11 protein-coding genes are annotated in these 18,793 nt (G+C 57.7%); 7 read left to right on the plus strand and 4 right to left on the minus strand.

From position 1 onward, the window contains the following. Positions 1 to 38: 38 nt before the first annotated feature. The 3 genes from ABIC80_RS23225 to fdhF form a co-directional block, all read right to left on the minus strand. Positions 39 to 2,534, minus strand: coding sequence for a hypothetical protein (locus ABIC80_RS23225; protein WP_429178712.1), 2,496 nt, complete (start codon positions 2,532 to 2,534; stop codon positions 39 to 41). A 28-nt stretch (positions 2,535 to 2,562) separates the two neighbouring features. Beyond that, the gene (locus tag ABIC80_RS23230; RefSeq protein ID WP_429178714.1) at positions 2,563 to 3,645 is read right to left on the minus strand and encodes a glycoside hydrolase family 88/105 protein; all 1,083 of its coding nucleotides are present in this window, start codon (positions 3,643 to 3,645) and stop codon (positions 2,563 to 2,565) included. A 251-nt stretch (positions 3,646 to 3,896) separates the two neighbouring features. Next, positions 3,897 to 6,044 carry a formate dehydrogenase subunit alpha gene (gene fdhF / locus ABIC80_RS23235; protein ID WP_094192995.1) on the minus strand — a complete coding sequence of 716 codons (2,148 nt, stop codon included), beginning with the start codon at positions 6,042 to 6,044 and terminating at the stop codon, positions 3,897 to 3,899. A gap of 270 nt (positions 6,045 to 6,314) precedes the next feature. Here fdhF and ABIC80_RS23240 point away from each other — a divergent pair, with 270 nt between their 5' ends. After that, a complete protein-coding gene (locus tag ABIC80_RS23240) occupies positions 6,315 to 7,046 on the plus strand; it encodes a response regulator (protein ID WP_305207038.1) in 732 nt (243 codons plus the stop codon). A 114-nt stretch (positions 7,047 to 7,160) separates the two neighbouring features. Here ABIC80_RS23240 and ABIC80_RS23245 read toward each other — a convergent pair whose 3' ends face one another. Then, positions 7,161 to 7,754, minus strand: coding sequence for a YhgN family NAAT transporter (locus ABIC80_RS23245; protein ID WP_023478474.1), 594 nt, complete (start codon positions 7,752 to 7,754; stop codon positions 7,161 to 7,163). A 172-nt stretch (positions 7,755 to 7,926) separates the two neighbouring features. Here ABIC80_RS23245 and asd point away from each other — a divergent pair, with 172 nt between their 5' ends. From asd to glgP, 6 genes are all read left to right on the plus strand, one after another. After that, positions 7,927 to 9,033: an aspartate-semialdehyde dehydrogenase gene (gene asd / locus ABIC80_RS23250; RefSeq protein ID WP_305207037.1), complete on the plus strand. Its 1,107-nt coding sequence runs from the start codon at positions 7,927 to 7,929 to the stop codon at positions 9,031 to 9,033. Positions 9,034 to 9,290: 257 nt separating this feature from the next. Further along, positions 9,291 to 11,477 (plus strand): 1,4-alpha-glucan branching enzyme, encoded by a 2,187-nt coding sequence (gene glgB / locus ABIC80_RS23255; protein ID WP_429178716.1) that lies wholly within the window; start codon positions 9,291 to 9,293, stop codon positions 11,475 to 11,477. Continuing rightward, the gene (glgX, locus tag ABIC80_RS23260) at positions 11,474 to 13,471 is read left to right on the plus strand and encodes a glycogen debranching protein GlgX (protein WP_429178718.1); all 1,998 of its coding nucleotides are present in this window, start codon (positions 11,474 to 11,476) and stop codon (positions 13,469 to 13,471) included. Before glgB ends, glgX begins: the two co-directional genes overlap by 4 nt. Further along, positions 13,465 to 14,748 carry a glucose-1-phosphate adenylyltransferase gene (gene glgC, locus ABIC80_RS23265; RefSeq protein ID WP_094419145.1) on the plus strand — a complete coding sequence of 428 codons (1,284 nt, stop codon included), beginning with the start codon at positions 13,465 to 13,467 and terminating at the stop codon, positions 14,746 to 14,748. Before glgX ends, glgC begins: the two co-directional genes overlap by 7 nt. Positions 14,749 to 14,839: 91 nt before the next feature. Beyond that, positions 14,840 to 16,273, plus strand: coding sequence for a glycogen synthase GlgA (gene glgA, locus ABIC80_RS23270; RefSeq protein ID WP_312605186.1), 1,434 nt, complete (start codon positions 14,840 to 14,842; stop codon positions 16,271 to 16,273). 19 nt (positions 16,274 to 16,292) lie between these two features. Continuing rightward, the gene (gene glgP / locus ABIC80_RS23275; RefSeq protein WP_124970555.1) at positions 16,293 to 18,740 is read left to right on the plus strand and encodes a glycogen phosphorylase; all 2,448 of its coding nucleotides are present in this window, start codon (positions 16,293 to 16,295) and stop codon (positions 18,738 to 18,740) included. The last annotated feature ends 53 nt before the right edge of the window (positions 18,741 to 18,793 follow it).

Genomic DNA, 18,793 nt, shown 5'->3' on the forward strand with positions numbered 1-18,793 from the left:
CGCGCGGTCGTCCGCCGGGTCGTTACGCGCCAGAGGGATTAGAGAGTGAGTTCGCGGCTTTCGCCATCGACGGTCCACGTCGCCGGGTCGAGTGTGCGCCCCTGCGCCTGCACGCGTCCGTCGGCATAAAACAGCACCTCACCGTAATTCGCATCGCATACCTGCAGCGTGCCGTCGCTCAGCGTTTCAACCTGCAAGCCCGCGAAGTGGCTGGCAAATTGCGCCAGCGTGGTGAGCGCGGGGTCGTCATTGAGGCGGATCAGCCAGCAGGTTTCACGCCCTGCAAGGCGCACTTCGCACTCGCGGGTCGGGCCGCCATCGACCACCTCAAAAGGCTGGTTGCCGGTCAGTTGCACCATGCCTTCACCACCGCGCAGCAGAATACGCGCTGCATCGATCTGCTTCTCATCAAAGGCGCTCTGCGGCAGCCAGGCGTGGGTAAAGTCCGGTTGTCCGTCATGAGTGTTAAAGAGGACCACCGCCAGGCCGCGATACTGCTGCACGCGCGGCAACGTGCCGCACCCGCCCCAGTACGAGGGGCGACCAAAGCCGCCGTGCAGGGTTTCGCCGGGGTGATTGATCCACATCTGCGCTTCCGGCCGGTCGCCAATACGCAGGTGGATCGGCGTCTCCTGATATCCCCATTCGCCCCAGCGATAGCCGGCAATCGAACCCATCGCCGCCTGGCGTGTTTTGTAGTGATAGAGGCGAGCGATGCGGTTTGCGCCCTGGGCGAAACACCACTCCAGCGCGCTGTCACCCTGCCAGACGGCAACCCCGGCAAGCTCTGGCGCCAGCGACAATTTTTGCTGGCGCAGCAGCAGCGCAATTTGCGGCAGGGCGTGGAAGCGGCAGCCGTAGTTGCCTTTGCCCCACAGCAGGCGGGAGAGGGCAGAGAGCTCCAGCGAGCGCCCGGCGCGTAAGGTGTATTCGTAGGAGCGCCCCTGCGAGGCGGTAAGCGTTCCCTGGTGGGCGGAACGCGCAATCTGTTCTAATAAACGGGCAATCGCGCGCTGGCTGCGGGCAACGATTTCAGCATCGTCCGCCAGCGCGGCGAGCGCGGTTAACCCTTTTAAATCAATCGGGAAATAGGGGGCCGAGTTCCACTCCGCCATTTCACACTGCTCGAAATGGTCGAGCCACGCCAGCACGCGTGTGCGTCCCGCGTCGGCCTGCTCCCGCCCGCTTCGACCGCTGCGCGTAAAGGTGCTGTCGGCAAAAAAGCTGCCCGCCAGATACGCGGCGGTGTGAAACAGCAGGGCGTGGTTTTCCGAGAAGTACCACTGCACATCATTGCCCGGCTCATCCATCCAGTAGCGGAAGTTGAGGATCGCATGATCGATCTTCGCCCGCGTGTCGGCGGCGATCTGCTCGCCCCAGGCGATACGGCACCACAGCAGCGGCACAAGGGTGAAATCCGCGCAGTCATGACACGCTTCGACCGAGGGAAGCACCCCTTCAAGCATCGCGTGGGTCTGCGCGTCGTTCATATGACAGGCCAGCCGCGCCAGCGCTTTAACGCTGCTGTACTCGCCCCGGGTCGCCACATAGTGCAGCGCTTCGTCGATGCGCGCCTGCGGAGTAGTGGGCACCTGCGCCTGCTGTTCGGCGTGGCAGATCTCCACCCCCAGCGTGCGGGTGATGCGAAAGCCTGCTCTCTCTAAGCTGATGACAAAATTGCGGAAATCGGCGGGCAGCGCTTCGCTCTGCGCAATCTCCACCTCCGTTTCGCCTTTTTCCAGCGTTGCCGCAAGCTCAACTGGCCTGTCTAAGGAGATAAAATCCCCGACGACGCGAATGGCGAGATGCAGGGTCTCCGCTGCCGGGTGTGGAAAGCGCAGACGCACCGGGCCGGAGGTGTAGGTCGCCTGATCAAAGGAGATGCCGTCGAGCAGTTGCTCCATATGGCGGGTCATCTCGCCACCGATCGGCGTCGGCAGTGCAACTTGCAGCGGCGCGCCCTGTAAGTAGTCGAGCTGGAAGAAGAAGCGAATATCGCGCTCGGCCAGATCGTCAAACCAGACGGCAATCTCATTTAACCCGGCGTTAAGCGTGACTGTAAACTCAAATACGCTCTCGAGGTTACGCTGGTAATCCGCCTTCCACGCCACCTCTTTACCGTTCACCGACACCACCGCTGCGCCGCAGGTGGTCAGGCGAAAGGTGTGCTCGCCTGGCTCTTCTGCCACAAAGTGACTTGTTGCCAGCGCGCCGACGCGCGTCGGGCGAAACCAGAAGCCGGAGAGATCGACGCGATCCGAGCCAAACGGAAACCACCAGCTTGTCATTGCGGTCTCGCCAAATGGCGTCGGCTTTTTGCCAGCGAAATCGCGCTGGAATTCCGTGCGGCACGGGTAGGTGTGGGGAATAAAGTTTTTATGTTTACTTAAAAAGAAAAAGGGATCCATTTCTCCCTGCATTGGCTGGTCAGCCACATCATAGGGCAGGGAAGAAATGGGCGATAATTGCCAGTAGCGCACGGCGTTATTTATCGCGAGCGGAAAATAACAATAATTCTCTTGCGGCGTTGTCATTATTTTCTCCAGGTACAGAGCTGTTGTTTTATTTATTTTCTGTCAGACGCAGACCTTCGCTAAGGCATAAAATTGCCAGCGCCTGGCCATAGCCCGTCGGTTGTAGGGGAATATCCTTATAAAATTGCAGGGTTCTGCCCATGCGCGTGCCGTAAGAGACATTGTGTACGGTGCCGCGGCTATCAATATTATTTTGCACGGCGGCCAGCGCTTTTAATCCCGCCGCTTTCCAGCGCGCATCGCCAATGCCGAGCCGCGCGCCTTTTAACAGACCATAACCAAACCCGGCGGTGGCGGAGATCTCTTCATAGGAGTCGGGGTGATCGAGCAGGGTGTGCCATGCGCCGCTTTCCGCTTGCAGATCCAGCAGGGTGTTAACCTGTGCTTTCAGGCACTCAAGCAGGTAATCGCGCACGCCGCCGCCGAGATCGGTAAGTTCAATAAACTCCAGAATGCCGACGGTGATCCAGGCATTACCGCGCGCCCAGCGGGCATTGGCGAAGTTGCTCTTTTCGGCGAAGCTCCAGCCGTGAAACCACAACCCGGTGTGCGGATCGTTAAGATAGCGGGCGTGGAGCAGGAACTGGCGCACCGCTTCATCTACCAGCTCCTGGCGGCCGGAAACGGTGCCGTAATGGCCGAGAAACAGCACCACCATAAACAGCGTGTCGTCCCAGATCTCCTGCTCGTTGATGCCGTCGGAGACCACATGTTGAAAGCCGCGCTCCGGCGTGCGCGGCAATTCGCTCATTACACGATCGGCCCAGGCATCCAGCACCTGCTGATAGCGCGGGTTGCGGTGATGGGACCAGAAGAGCGACAGCGGCAGCATCGGCGCGGTGGTGTTGATATTAAGCGGCGGCAGCCCTTTGGCGATATTCTCCTCAAACCAGCGGTCGATTTGGTTATAAATGTCATCCCGGTGCGTAAATTCCCACAGCCTGACCATGCCAAATAACCCGACGCCCTGCGGCCACTCCCAGCTGGTAAAGGAAATATAATCCCCCGGCGTGCCGTCGAGATTTGGCTCATTAAATTTCCCCTCATCTTTTAATGAGGTAAAGCCCTGCAATAATAAATTTAATTGATCACTTAATGTGCGAATTTGCATATTTAATCCCACGCTGAAAATTATTTTATGCGTTGATTAAATCACTTTGATTTTTTAATGCGCAATACGAAAAAATTTTGCGTTTTTGAATTGTGAGCCATGCGGTAATTCTTAATCGAGGGGCTTTACAGGAATGGAAGATAAAACAACAGGTTAATGAAATAATGTTTTAAATTTTCATGGAGGGCGCAAAAATTTTGCGCGCAGGGGGTGAAAAGAAAAAAAAACGGGGGCGTTCGCCCCCGCTTTTCTCAACCCATCGCGCTTTCACGCAGCCGGGTTTTCAGCTTGCTGTACTCATCAATGACATACTGCTCGGCGGCGCGCTGATCGGCGATCGGCTCAATGCGCACGGCGCAGTATTTATACTCCGGCGTTTTGGTTATCGGGCTTAAGTTCTCCGTCACCAGCTCGTTACAGGCACCGATCCACCACTGGTAGGTCATATACACCGCCCCTTTGTTCGGGCGATCGCTGACCTGCGCGCGGGTGATGATTTTGCCTTTGCGCGAGTTAACCCACACCAGCGCTTCATCTTCAATGCCCAGCCTTGCGGCGTCGGCCGTGTTGATCTGCGCATAGCCCGGTTCATCCGCCAGCGCGGCGAGCGCGGCGCAGTTGCCGGTCATCGAGCGGCAGGAGTAGTGGCCCACTTCGCGCACGGTGGAGAGCACCATCGGATACTCTTCGGTGAGTTTATCCATCGGCGCAACCCAGTCGCAGGTAAAGAACTGCGCCTTACCATTCGGCGTATCGAACTGCTCCTTAAACAGGTACGACGTGCCCTGATCGGCCTCTGACTCATCGCGGCACGGCCACTGGATGTAGCCCAGCTCACCCATTTTTTCATAGGTGGCACCATAGAAGTCCGGGCACAAATGACGCAGCTCGTCCCAAATCTCCTGCGTGTTGCGATAGTGCATCGGGTAGCCCATGCGGGTGGCGATCTCGCTGATGATTTGCCAGTCCGTTTTCAGATCCCACTTCGGCTCGACGGCTTTAAAGAAGCGCTGGAAGCCGCGATCCGCTGCGGTGTAGACCCCTTCATGTTCGCCCCATGAGGTCGAAGGCAGGATGACATCCGCCGCAGAGGCGGTTTTGGTCATAAAGATATCCTGCACAATCACCAGCTCAAGACCCTCAAACGCTTTACGCACCGCCGACAGCTCGGCGTCCGTTTGCAGCGGATCTTCGCCCATGATGTAGGCGGCGCGTACTTCGCCGTGCTCCACGCGGTGCGGCAGTTCGCTGATGCGGTAGCCGGTATGTGCCGGTAAGCTCTCCACCCCCCAGGCTTTGGCGAACTTCTCGCGGTGGGCCTCCTCTTTCACATACTGGTAGCCCGGGAAGGTGTCCGGCAGCGCGCCCATATCGCAGGCCCCCTGCACGTTGTTCTGCCCGCGCACCGGGTTGACGCCAACGTGCGCTTTGCCGAGGTTGCCGGTGAGCATCGCCAGGCTGGTCAGCGAGCGCACGGTTTCCACGCCCTGATAGAACTGGGTAACGCCCATGCCCCACAGGATGGCGGCGGTTTTCGCCCCGGCATACATGCGCGCGGCCTGGCGAATCTGCTGGGCGCTGACGCCGGTCACCTCTTCAACCGACTCCGGCGTATAACCTTCAACAATCTTGCGATACTCCCCGAACCCTTCCGTACGGCTGGCGACAAACGCCTCGTCGTAGAGTTTTTCCTCAATAATCACATGGCCCATCGCATTCAGCAGGGCAATGTTAGAACCGTTTTTCAACGCGACATGCAGATCGGCGATGCGCGCGGTTTCAATTTTACGCGGATCGCAGACGATGATTTTCGCCCCGTTTTGCTTCGCGCGAATCACATGATTGGCGACGATAGGGTGCGAATCCGCCGGGTTGTACCCAAAGATAAAGACTAAATCGGTGTTATCGATTTCATTGATGGCATTACTCATTGCGCCATTACCGACCGACTGGTGCAGACCTGCAACCGAGGGGCCGTGTCAGACACGCGCGCAGCAGTCAACGTTATTGGTACCAATAACGGCGCGCGCGAATTTTTGCATGATGTAGTTGGTTTCGTTGCCGGTGCCGCGCGATGAGCCAGTGGTCTGGATCGCATCGGGGCCATATTTTGCTTTGATCTCGCTCAGACGGCTGGCGACATAATCGAGCGCCTCCTCCCAGGAGACCGACTCCAGTTTGCCGCCGCGCTGGCGGCGAATCATCGGGGTTTTCAGGCGCGGCGTCAGGATCTGGGTATCGTTAATGAAATCCCAGCCGTAATAGCCTTTCAGGCAGAGGGTTCCCTGGTTGGTTTTCCCCTGCGCTGCTTCCGCCCGAACGATTTTGCCGTTATCGACCACGAGGTGAATCTTGCATCCCGAGGCGCAATACGGGCAAACCGTGACGACTTTTTCCATCACTTTCGCTCCAGTTAAAAAATTGCGTTTCCGCTGTCGCTCCCGGTTATGCATCTTTTATGCCATCGCAATGCAGAGGGGCGTGAGGGGATATTACGGCGCAAAAGCGAGCAAAATAGTGACGAAGCGCAGTCCATCGTCAAATGTGACGTGTCGAAAGGCGAGGGGGATGTGACCGCGCTTAAAAAATCAGCATTTATTCACTGCATTTATTAAAGGCAGCCAACAGAATAGATAAGAGTGAGTAACGCGAGCCTGTGGAAGCGAATAATGAAACCTGCGATCCTGGTGGTAGATGACGATACGGCGGTATGTGCGCTGCTGGAGGATGTGCTGAGCGAGCACGTCTTTACGGTTCATCTTTGCCATAACGGACTGGATGCGATCACGCTTTGCGCGCAGCACCCCGAGATTGCGCTGGTGCTGCTGGATATGGTGCTGCCCGATATCAATGGCCTGCGCGTATTGCAGCAGTTGCAAAAAATTCGCCCTGCGCTGCCGGTAGTGATGCTCACGGGGATGGGCAGCGAAGCGGATGTGGTGGTCGGCCTGGAGATGGGCGCGGATGACTATATCGGCAAACCGTTTAACGCCCGCGTGCTGGTGGCACGCGTCAACGCCGTGCTGCGCCGTACCGGCGTGCTGGCGGCTGAAACAGCTCCAGCGAAAAGCGGCGGTTTTGCGTTTAACGGCTGGCATCTTGACCCGATACGGTGTGAATTGATCAACCCGCAGCAGCAGGTGGTCGATTTAACGCAGGGGGAGTACAGCCTGCTGCTGGCGCTGGTGCAAAACGCGCGGCGCGTGCTGAACCGCGAGCAGCTTTTAACCCTGACGCACAGTGAAAGTGTGGAGGTGTTTGACCGCACCATTGATGTGTTGATTATGCGCCTGCGGCGCAAGATTGAGGTCAACCCGCATCAGCCAGCGCTTATCAAAACGCTGCGCGGCCTGGGGTATGTGTTTGCCGCCGATGTCGCGCAGGGCGAGAAGGCGGCGTAGAGAGTAGTTTTTGCCGGATGGCGCTGCGCTTATCCGGCCTACGAATGAGGTTCGGTGTTGCTGAAACGGCGTAGGCCGGATAAGGCGTAGCCGCCATCCGGCAATCGTCACCCGTTACCCCTTCATCCACATGCGGATGCCGTCGAGGAACATCTGCGTGGCGAGCATCACGAGGATCAACCCCATCAACCGCTCCAGCGCGTTCACCCCTTTCTCGCCCAGCAGGCGCAAAAAGAGCGACGACTGCAACAGAATCGCCACCGTGCCGCCCCAGGCGATCAGCAGCGCAATCACTAAATGCCCCATCTGATTTGGGTATTGATGCGACAGCAGCATCAGCGTCGCCAGCAGCGTCGGGCCAGCAACCAGCGGGATCGCCAGCGGTACGATAAACGGCTCCTCCCCGGCGGGCAGGCCAGAGCTACTGCCGGTGGGACTCGGGAAAATCATTTTGATAGCAATCAAAAAGAGAATAATGCCGCCGGAAATCGACACCGTTTCGGCGCGCAGGCTGAGGACAGAAAGAATTTTCTCGCCGGCGAAGAGGAAAATAAACATCACCAGCAGCGCAATAAGCAGCTCGCGGATCATAATCGCGCGGCGGCGTTTTGGCTCGGTGTGTTTTAACACCGACATAAATATCGGCAGGTTGCCCAGCGGATCCATTATTAATATCAACAATACGGCGGCAGAGATGATTTCATTCATTGATTATTATTCCGGACATTTGCGGCGAAAATGGCGTAATTAGCGGCATTTCTAACGCAGTGGCGATCATTGATTAATTTCACTTGCGACTTTGGCTGCATTTTGTAATGTGGAGCGATGTCCAGTTATCGCTGGCTCGCATACACAGCACACATCTTCGCAGGAACTCGTTATGAAAAATGTTGGTTTTATCGGCTGGCGCGGTATGGTCGGCTCCGTCCTCATGCAACGCATGGTTGAAGAGCATGATTTTGACGCCATTCGCCCTGTTTTTTTCTCTACTTCCCAGCTCGGCCAGCCCGCACCCGCGTTTGCAGGCCAGGCGACCGGCACCCTTCAGGATGCGTTCGATCTGGAGGCGCTGAAGGCGCTCGACATCATTGTCACCTGCCAGGGCGGCGATTATACCAACGAAATCTATCCAAAGCTTCGTGAAAGCGGTTGGCAGGGTTACTGGATTGATGCGGCTTCGTCGCTGCGCATGAAAGATGACGCGATCATTATTCTCGACCCGGTAAACCAGCAGGTCATCACCGACGGGCTGAATAAAGGCATCAAAACTTTTGTTGGCGGTAACTGTACCGTCAGCCTGATGCTGATGTCCCTCGGCGGCCTGTTCGCCAACAATCTCATCGAGTGGGTATCGGTCGCCACTTACCAGGCCGCGTCCGGCGGCGGTGCGCGCCATATGCGTGAACTGCTGACGCAGATGGGCCAGCTGCATCACCACGTGGCTACCGAACTGGAAAACCCGGCCTCGGCCATTCTCGATATTGAACGCAAAGTGACGGCGCTGACCCGCAGCGGCGATCTCAGCACCGAGAACTTCGGCGTGCCGCTGGCCGGTAGCCTGATCCCGTGGATCGACAAACAGCTCGATAACGGCCAGAGCCGTGAAGAGTGGAAAGGGCAGGCGGAAACCAACAAAATTCTTAACACCGCGTCAGCCATTCCGGTTGATGGCCTCTGCGTGCGTATTGGCGCGCTGCGCTGCCACAGCCAGGCCTTCACCCTCAAACTGAAAAAAGATGTCTCGATCCCGACTATCGAAGAGCTGCTGGCGGCACACAACCCGTGGGCGAAAGTGGTGCCGAACGATCGTGAGATCTCGATGCGCGAGCTGACGCCTGCCGCCGTCACCGGCACGCTGACCACTCCGGTTGGCCGTCTGCGCAAGCTGAACATGGGGCCGGAGTACCTCTCCGCCTTTACCGTCGGCGACCAGTTACTCTGGGGTGCCGCAGAGCCGCTACGGCGTATGCTGCGCCAGCTGGCGTAGAACAATCCTCCTTATAAGGGTGCTTCGGCACCCTTTTTTTTGATCTTTTTAAATGAAATTAAAAGATGGGCGTTTATTTTCCCAGAAGTCTGAAAGCGTTGGCTATGCTTTAGGCTGGGTGTCTTACATTTTGCCTGAAAGTGGAACGGAGCAATCAGATTGCACATGACGTGCGGCACCGTTCAGGTTCAAAAGAGTATCGCAACCGCACGCAATGGCGGTGGAAGAGGCGATAACACAACAACAGGATGAGAACCATGTCTGTTCATGTTGATAAAGACGTGATTAATGCGCTTATTGTCGGCCATTTTGCCGATCCATTTTCTGTTCTCGGAATGCACCGTACCGATGCGGGTCTGGAAGTTCGCGCGCTTTTACCCGACGCCACGGAAGTGTGGGTGATTGAAACCAAAACCGGGCGTAAAGTGGCAAAACTGGAGTGTATCGACTCCCGCGGCTTTTTCAGCGGCATCGTGCCGCGCCGCAAAAATCCCTTTAATTATCAGTTTGCCGTCTTCTGGCACGGCCAACAGAATCTGATTGATGACCCTTACCGTTTCGGCCCATTAATTCAGGAGATGGATGCCTGGCTGCTGAGTGAAGGCACCCACCTGCGTCCCTATGAGACCCTGGGTGCCCACGCCGATACGATGGATGGCGTCGTCGGCACGCGCTTCTCCGTCTGGGCACCGAACGCGCGGCGCGTGTCGGTGGTCGGCCAGTTCAACTTCTGGGACGGCCGCCGTCACCCGATGCGCCTGCGCCGCGAAAGCGGTATCTGGGAGTTATTTATTCCCGGCGCGCTCAACGGCCAGCTCTATAAATACGAATTACTCGATGCGAACGGTCATTTGCGTATCAAATCTGACCCTTACGCTTTCGAAGCGCAGATGCGCCCCGACAGCGCCTCGCTGATCTGCGGTCTGCCGGGTAAAAAAACGCAGAGCGAAGAGCGCAAACAGGCGAATAATTTCGATGCGCCTATCAGTATTTATGAGGTGCACCTTGGCTCATGGCGACGCCATACGGATAACAACTTCTGGCTGAGCTACCGTGAATTAGCCGACCAACTGGTGCCTTACGCCAAGTGGATGGGCTTTACCCACCTTGAACTGCTGCCTATCAATGAGCATCCGTTTGATGGCAGCTGGGGTTATCAGCCTACCGGGATGTATGCGCCGACGCGCCGTTTTGGCACCCGTGACGACTTCCTGCACTTTATCCATACCGCGCATGCTGCCGGTCTTGGCGTGATCCTCGACTGGGTGCCGGGCCACTTCCCGTCCGATGATTTTGGTCTGGCAGAGTTTGACGGCACGCACCTCTACGAGCACAGCGATCCGCGCGAAGGGTATCACCAGGACTGGAACACGCTGATTTACAACTATGGCCGCCGGGAAGTGAGCAACTACCTGGTCGGTAACGCCCTTTACTGGATTGAACGCTTCGGCATTGATGCGCTGCGCGTCGATGCCGTGGCGTCGATGATCTACCGCGACTACAGCCGCAAAGAGGGCGAGTGGGTGCCGAACGAATATGGTGGCCGCGAAAACCTCGAAGCGATTAAGTTCCTGCGCGACACCAACCGCATTATCGGCGAACTGGCACCGGGCGCAGTGACGATGGCAGAAGAGTCGACGGATTTCCCCGGCGTCTCGCGCCCGCCATCAGGCGGCGGTCTTGGCTTCTGGTACAAGTGGAACCTCGGCTGGATGCACGACACGCTCGACTATATGAAGCTCGACCCGATCTACCGCAAGTATCACCACCATAAGCTCACCTTCGGCATGGTCTACAACCACACCGAGAACTTTATTCTGCCGCTCTCCCATGACGAAGTGGTGCACGGCAAGAAGTCGATTCTCGATCGTATGCCGGGCGACGCGTGGCAGAAGTTCGCCAACCTGCGCGCCTATTACGCCTGGATGTGGGCTTTCCCCGGCAAGAAACTGATGTTTATGGGCTGCGAGTTTGCCCAGGGCCGCGAGTGGAACCACGACAGCAGCCTCGACTGGCACCTGCTGGAAGGTGACGACAACTGGCATCACGGCGTACAGCGCCTGGTGCGCGATATGAACACCCTCTATCGTCACCATAAGCCGCTGCATGAAATGGACTTTGACTCCTACGGCTTCGAGTGGCTGGTGGTCGACGATGAAGAAGCATCGGTGTTTGCTTTTGTCCGCCGCGATAAAGCGGGCAATGAAATTATCGTCGTCAGCAACTTTACGCCGGTCTCGCGTCCGGGATACCGCCTCGGTATTAACCAGCCGGGACGCTGGCGCGAAGTGTTGAACAGCGACTCAATGCACTACCACGGCAGCAACACCGGCAACGGTGGCCTGGTGCAGAGCGACGAGATTGCCAACCGCGGGCGTGACAACTCGCTGCTGCTCAACCTGCCGCCGCTCGGCACAATCTGGCTGGTGCGGGAGGGGGAATGATCTCCCTGACGGCCGGCTCCGCGAGCCCGCTCGGCGCAGAAGTGCAGAGCGGGGGCGTCAACTTTAGCCTCTTTTCAGCCCATGCTGAGCGTGTGGAGCTGTGCCTGTTCGACGCCGAAGGCAATGAGCAGCGCGTCGATCTGCCGGTGCGCACGGGCGATATCTGGCACGGTTTTCTTCCCGGCACGAAAGCGGGCCAGCGCTACGGTTACCGCGTGCATGGCCCGTGGCAACCGGCGCAGGGGCACCGCTTTAACCCGGCGAAACTGCTGCTCGATCCCTGCGCGCGGCGCGTGGAGGGCGAGGCGGTAGACAGCCCGCTGTTCCACGCCGGTTTCGACCAACCCGATCCCCACGATAGCGCGCCGCTCGGCTTACGCAGCGTGGTGGTCAACGACACCTTTGACTGGGAAGCGGATAAAGCGCCGCGCACACCGTGGGGCAACAGCATAATTTATGAAGCCCATGTTAAAGGCCTCACCTGGCTGCATCCGGACATTCCGCACGAGATCCGCGGCACCTATAAAGCGCTGGCGCATCCGGTGATGATCGCCTGGTTTAAACAGCTGGGCATCACCGCCCTCGAACTGCTCCCAATTGCCCATTTTGCTCACGAGCAGCGGCTGCAACGCCTGGGCCTAAGCAACTACTGGGGCTACAACCCGCTGGCGCTTTTTGCGCTGCATCCGGCTTACGCCCACGATCCTGAGCAGGCGATTAACGAGTTCCGCGCGGCGGTGAAAGCGCTGCACGCGGCGGGCATCGAAGTGATCCTCGATATCGTGCTTAACCACAGCGCTGAGACGGATCTTGCAGGCCCGACCTTCAGCCAGCGCGGAATCGACAACCGTAGCTACTATTGGATCAGAGAAGATGGCGATTACCACAACTGGACCGGCTGCGGTAACACCCTCAATTTGAGCCAGCCTGGGGTGGTGGAGTATGCCCACGCCTGCCTGCGCTACTGGGTCGAGACGTTTCATATTGACGGCTTCCGCTTTGATCTTGCCCCGGTGATGGGGCGCACGCCGGAATTTAACCCGCAGGCACCGCTGTTTGCGGCGATCCAAAACGATCCGCTGCTGCGCGATCTGAAGCTGATTGCCGAGCCGTGGGACATCGGTGAAGGCGGCTATCAGGTGGGCAATTTCCCCGCGCCTTTTGCCGAGTGGAATGACCATTTCCGCGACGCCGCGCGCCGCTTCTGGCTGACGGAATCACTGCCGATGGGCGCGTTTGCCGGGCGCTTTGCCGCCTCCAGCGATCTCTTTAAGCGCAACGGACGCCTGCCGTCAGCGACGGTCAATCTGGTGACGGCCCATGACGGTTTTACGCTGCGCGACTGCGTCAGCTTTAACCACAAGCACAACCAGGCCAACGGGGAAGATAACCGCGACGGCACTAACGATAACCACAGTTTCAACCACGGTGTTGAAGGGCTGGACGCCAGCGCCGATGTGATGGCGCGTCGGCGCGCAAGCCAGCATGCGCTGCTGGCGACGCTGCTGCTGTCGCAGGGGACGCCGATGCTGCTGGCGGGCGACGAAATGGGCCACAGCCAGCACGGCAACAATAACGCTTACTGCCAGGATAACGCGCTCACCTGGCTCGACTGGCGCCAGGCGGATCACGGGTTAATCGACTTTACTGCTGCGCTTATCAAAGCGCGGTCGCACATCGCCGCGCTGACGGACGATGCGTGGTGGGAAGAGGGTGACGGCAACGTCGCCTGGCTTAATCAGCATGGGCGGCCATTAACGCCGCAGGAGTGGCAGGAGGGGGCGCCTCGCCTGCAAATCCTGTTATCGAATAACTACTTACTTGTGATGAACGCCACCTCTGAATTGGCGGAAATAGCGTTACCGACCGGCGACTGGCATGCCCTGTCGCCCTTTGCCGGAGAAGAGAATCCGGTGGTGATAACTGTCTGGCAGGCACCACAGCACGGCGTGTGCCTCTTTCAGCGGTCAGATAAACGGAGTCAGTCATGGTGAGATTAGATAAGAACGACCCTACAATGTTGGCGCGCCAGCTGCCGTTAAAATCCGTCGCCCTGATTCTGGCGGGTGGACGCGGCACACGCCTGAAAGATTTAACCAAAAAACGCGCCAAGCCCGCCGTCCACTTCGGCGGCAAATTCCGCATCATCGACTTTGCGCTCTCCAACTGCATCAACTCAGGTATCCGCCGCATCGGCGTTATCACCCAGTATCAGTCCCACACGCTGATTCAGCACATCCAGCGCGGCTGGTCTTTTTTCAATAACGAGATGAACGAGTTTGTCGATCTGCTGCCTGCCCAGCAGCGCGTTCATGGGGAAAACTGGTATCGCGGCACCGCCGATGCGGTCACGCAGAACCTGGATATTATTCGTCGCTACGGCGCGGAGTACATCGTCATTCTCGCCGGTGACCATATCTATAAGCAGGACTACTCGCGCATGCTGCTCGACCACGTTGAGAAGGGCGCGCAGTGTACGGTGGCCTGTTTACCGGTGCCGGTGCATGAAGCCACCGCGTTCGGCGTAATGGCGGTCGATGAGAACGACAAAGTGATCGACTTCGTCGAGAAACCGTCCAATCCGCCGAGCATGCCGGGGGATGAGACCCGCGCCCTCGCCAGTATGGGCATCTATATTTTTGACGCCGAGTACCTCTACGATCTGCTGGAAGCGGACGATAAAAACGAAAATTCCAGCCACGATTTCGGTAAAGATATTATTCCGCAAATCGTCAAATCCGGTATGGCGTTTGCCCACCCTTTCCCCTTGTCCTGCGTGCAATCCGACCCGAATTCCGAGCCCTACTGGCGCGACGTCGGCACGCTGGAAGCCTACTGGAAAACCAACCTGGATCTGGCCTCGGTCATGCCCGAACTGGACATGTACGATCAAAACTGGCCTATCCGTACCTATAATCAATCATTGCCGCCGGCGAAATTCGTGCAGGACAGATCCGGCAGCCATGGCATGACGTTGAACTCGCTGGTTTCCGGCGGCTGCGTTATTTCAGGATCGGTTGTTGTGCAGTCGGTGCTTTTCTCCCGCGTACGCATCAACTCATTTTGCAATATCGACTCGGCGGTTCTGCTGCCGGATGTCTGGGTCGGGCGCTCTTGCCGCCTGCGCCGCTGCATTATCGACAGAGCCTGCGAGATACCGGAAGGCACGGTGATTGGCGAAAACGCAGAAGAAGACGCACGACGCTTCTACCGATCGGAAGAGGGCATTGTGCTGGTTACGCGCGAAATGCTGCGCAAATTACAAGGTTGAAAGCACCACTTACATCCTTGCGCGGAAGGGGTCCGCGTGCTGTTTTTCCGTAAACGGCAACGCGAGCCGAACGGTTTTGACAGGAGCGATAATGCAGGTTTTACATGTATGTTCTGAGATGTTTCCGTTGCTGAAGACCGGTGGTCTGGCGGACGTGATTGGCGCGCTGCCCGCGGCACAAATTGCCGATGGGGTAGATACGCGCGTTCTGCTGCCTGCGTTCCCGGATATTCGCCGTGGTGTAACCGACGCAAAAGTAATCTCCCGCCGCGATACCTTCGCCGGCAAGATCTCTCTGCTCTTCGGCCACTTCAACGGGGTGGGGATCTACATGATCGATGCGCCGCACCTCTATGAGCGCCCCGGTAGCCCTTACCATGACACTAACCTGTTCGCCTACACCGATAACGTGCTGCGTTTTGCGCTGCTCGGCTGGGTCGGCAGTGAAATGGCCTGTGGCCTCGATCCCTTCTGGCGGCCGGACATCGTGCATGCGCACGACTGGCACGCCGGGCTGACGCCAGCTTATATGTCGCTGAAAGATCACTCGGCGAAATCGGTGTTTACCGTGCATAACCTTGCCTATCAGGGCATGTTTTATGCGCAGCATATGGATGACATCGATCTGCCATGGTCTTTCTTTAACATGCACGGGCTGGAGTTCAACGGCCAGATCTCCTTCCTGAAAGCGGGGCTCTACTACGCGGATCACATCACCGCCGTCAGCCCCACCTACGCGCGGGAGATCACCGAACCGCACTTTGCCTATGGAATGGAAGGGTTACTGCGCCAGCGCCAGAAAGAGGGCCGCCTGAGCGGTATTCTCAACGGCGTTGACGAGAAGATTTGGGACCCGGCCACCGACCTGCTGCTCGGCGCGCGCTACACGCGTGACACGCTGGAGGAGAAGGCGGAGAACAAACGCCAGTTGCAGATCGCCATGGGGCTGAAGGTGAACGACAAAGTGCCGCTGTTTGCGGTGGTGAGCCGTTTGACCAGCCAGAAAGGGCTCGATCTGGTGCTGGAAGCGCTGCCCGGTTTGCTGGAGCAGGGCGGTCAGTTAGCGCTGCTCGGCGCGGGCGATCCGGTGCTGCAGGAGGGTTTCCTCGCGGCAGCGGCAGAGCACCCCGGCCAGGTGGGCGTGCAGATTGGCTACCACGAAGCCTTCTCGCACCGCATTATGGGCGGCGCGGATGTGATTCTGGTGCCGAGCCGCTTTGAGCCTTGCGGGTTAACGCAGCTCTATGGTCTGAAATATGGCACCCTGCCGCTGGTACGACGCACCGGCGGGTTAGCCGATACTGTCTCTGACAGCTCACTGGAGAACCTCGCCGACGGCGTGGCCAGCGGGTTTGTTTTTGAGGACAGCAACGCATTAGCGTTGCTTCGCGCGATTCGTCGTGCTTTCGTATTGTGGTCCCGTCCTTCGCTGTGGCGCTTTGTTCAGCGCCAGGCAATGGCAATGGATTTTAGCTGGCAGGTCGCAGCGCAGTCATACCGCGATCTTTACACTCGGTTGAAATAGTTTTCCAGGAATCACGCATATGAATGCTCCGTTTACCTATGCTTCACCGACACTAAGTGTCGAGGCATTGAAACACTCGATTGCCTATAAACTGATGTTCACGATCGGTAAAGATCCGGTTATCGCTAACAAACATGAGTGGCTGAACGCCACGCTGTTTGCCGTTCGCGATCGGCTGGTGGAGCGCTGGCTGCGTTCCACCCGCGCGCAACTCTCCCAGGAGGTGCGCCAGGTCTACTACCTGTCCATGGAGTTTCTGATTGGCCGTACGCTCTCCAACGCGCTGCTCTCGCTCGGTATTTATGAGGATGTGAAAAACGCGCTGGATGAGATGGGCCTCGACCTTGAAGAGCTGATCGACGAAGAGAACGATCCGGGCTTAGGTAACGGCGGCCTCGGGCGGCTGGCAGCCTGCTTCCTCGATTCGCTGGCGACCCTCGGGCTGCCGGGGCGTGGCTACGGCATTCGCTATGATTACGGCATGTTCAAACAGAACATCGTCGAGGGGCGTCAGAAAGAGTCCCCCGATTACTGGCTGGAGTATGGCAACCCGTGGGAGTTCAAACGCCACAACACGCGCTACAAAGTGCGGTTTGGCGGGCGCATTCAGCAGGAGGGGAGAAAGAGCCGCTGGGTTGAAACCGAAGAGATCCTCGCGGTGGCCTACGACCAGATTATCCCCGGTTATGATACAGACGCGACCAATACGCTGCGTTTGTGGAATGCGCAGGCCAGTAGTGCGATTAACCTCGGTAAATTCAACCAGGGCGACTACTTCGCGGCGGTGGAGGATAAGAACCACTCCGAGAACGTCTCCCGCGTGCTCTACCCCGATGACTCAACTTACTCCGGGCGCGAGCTGCGTCTGCGCCAGGAGTACTTCCTGGTCTCGGCGACGGTGCAGGATATTCTGCATCGCCACTTCCAGCTGCATCAGACCTACAGCAACCTGGCGGACAAAATCGCCATTCACCTCAACGACACTCACCCGGTGTTGTCGATCCCGGAACTGATGCGTCTGCTGATTGACGAGCATAAGTTCGACTGGGACGAGGCGTTTGAAGTGACCTGCCAGGTCTTCTCCTACACCAACCATACGTTGATGAGCGAAGCGCTGGAAACCTGGCCGGTTGAGATGCTCGGCAAAATTCTGCCGCGCCATCTGCAAATCATTTTCGAAATTAACGACTACTTCCTGAAGACGTTGCAGGAGCAGCACCCGAACGATATCGAGTTGCTGAGCCGCACGTCGATCATTGATGAGTCAAGCGGTCGCCGCGTGCGTATGGCGTGGCTGGCAGTGGTTGTGAGCCATAAAGTGAATGGCGTGTCGGAGCTGCACTCTAACCTGATGGTGCAGTCGCTGTTCGCCGATTTCGCCGCCATCTTCCCGATGCGCTTCCTTAACGTCACCAACGGCGTGACGCCGCGCCGCTGGCTGGCGCTGGCTAACCCGTCGCTCTCTGAAGTGCTGGATGAGCATATCGGCCGCACCTGGCGTACCGATCTCAGCCAGTTGAGCGAGCTTGAGCAGCATATCGACTTCCCGGCGGTGAACCAGGCGGTGCGCCATGCCAAGCTGGAGAACAAAAAGCGGCTGGCTACGGTGATCGCCCAGCAGCTTAACGTGGTGGTCAACCCGAAAGCGCTGTTCGATGTACAGATCAAACGTATTCATGAGTACAAACGTCAGCTGATGAATGTACTGCACGTCATCACCCGCTATAACCGGATCAAGGCCGATCCGACGGCGGAGTGGGTGCCGCGCGTCAATATCTTTGCCGGTAAAGCCGCTTCGGCCTACTACATGGCGAAGCACATTATTCATCTCATCAACGATGTCGCGCAGGTGATCAACAACGATCCCGATATCGGCGATAAGCTGAAAGTGGTCTTTATCCCTAACTACAGCGTCAGCCTTGCGCAGGTGATCATTCCGGCGGCGGATCTTTCAGAGCAGATCTCGCTGGCGGGTACCGAAGCGTCGGGCACCAGTAACATGAAGTTCGCCCTTAACGGTGCGTTGACCATCGGCACGCTGGATGGCGCGAATGTGGAGATGATGGATCACGTCGGCGAGGAGAATATCTTTATCTTTGGTAACACCGCGGATGAGGTGGAAGAGCTGCGTCGTCAGGGCTATAAACCGCGCGAGTACTACGAAAAAGATGAAGAGCTGCACCAGGTGTTAACGCAGATCGCCACCGGTCTGTTTAACCCGCAGGATCCGGGACGCTACCGCGATCTGGTTGATTCGCTGATTAACTTTGGTGACCACTACCAGGTGCTGGCGGATTTCCGCAGCTATGTCGACTGTCAGGATAAAGTGGATGCGCTCTATCAGCATCCGGAAGAGTGGACCACCAAAGCGATGCGCAATATCGCCAACATGGGCTACTTCTCCTCTGACCGCACGATCCAGGAGTACGCGGAGCATATCTGGAACATCAAGCCGGTGCGGCTTTAGCTTATCCGGTCTGTGAATATGTGAAACGGTGTGCTGAATGTGGCACCGCATGC

Origin of the sequence: Kosakonia sp. 1610 (genome assembly GCF_050435845.1) — a bacterium.
Lineage (GTDB): Bacteria > Pseudomonadota > Gammaproteobacteria > Enterobacterales > Enterobacteriaceae > Kosakonia > Kosakonia cowanii.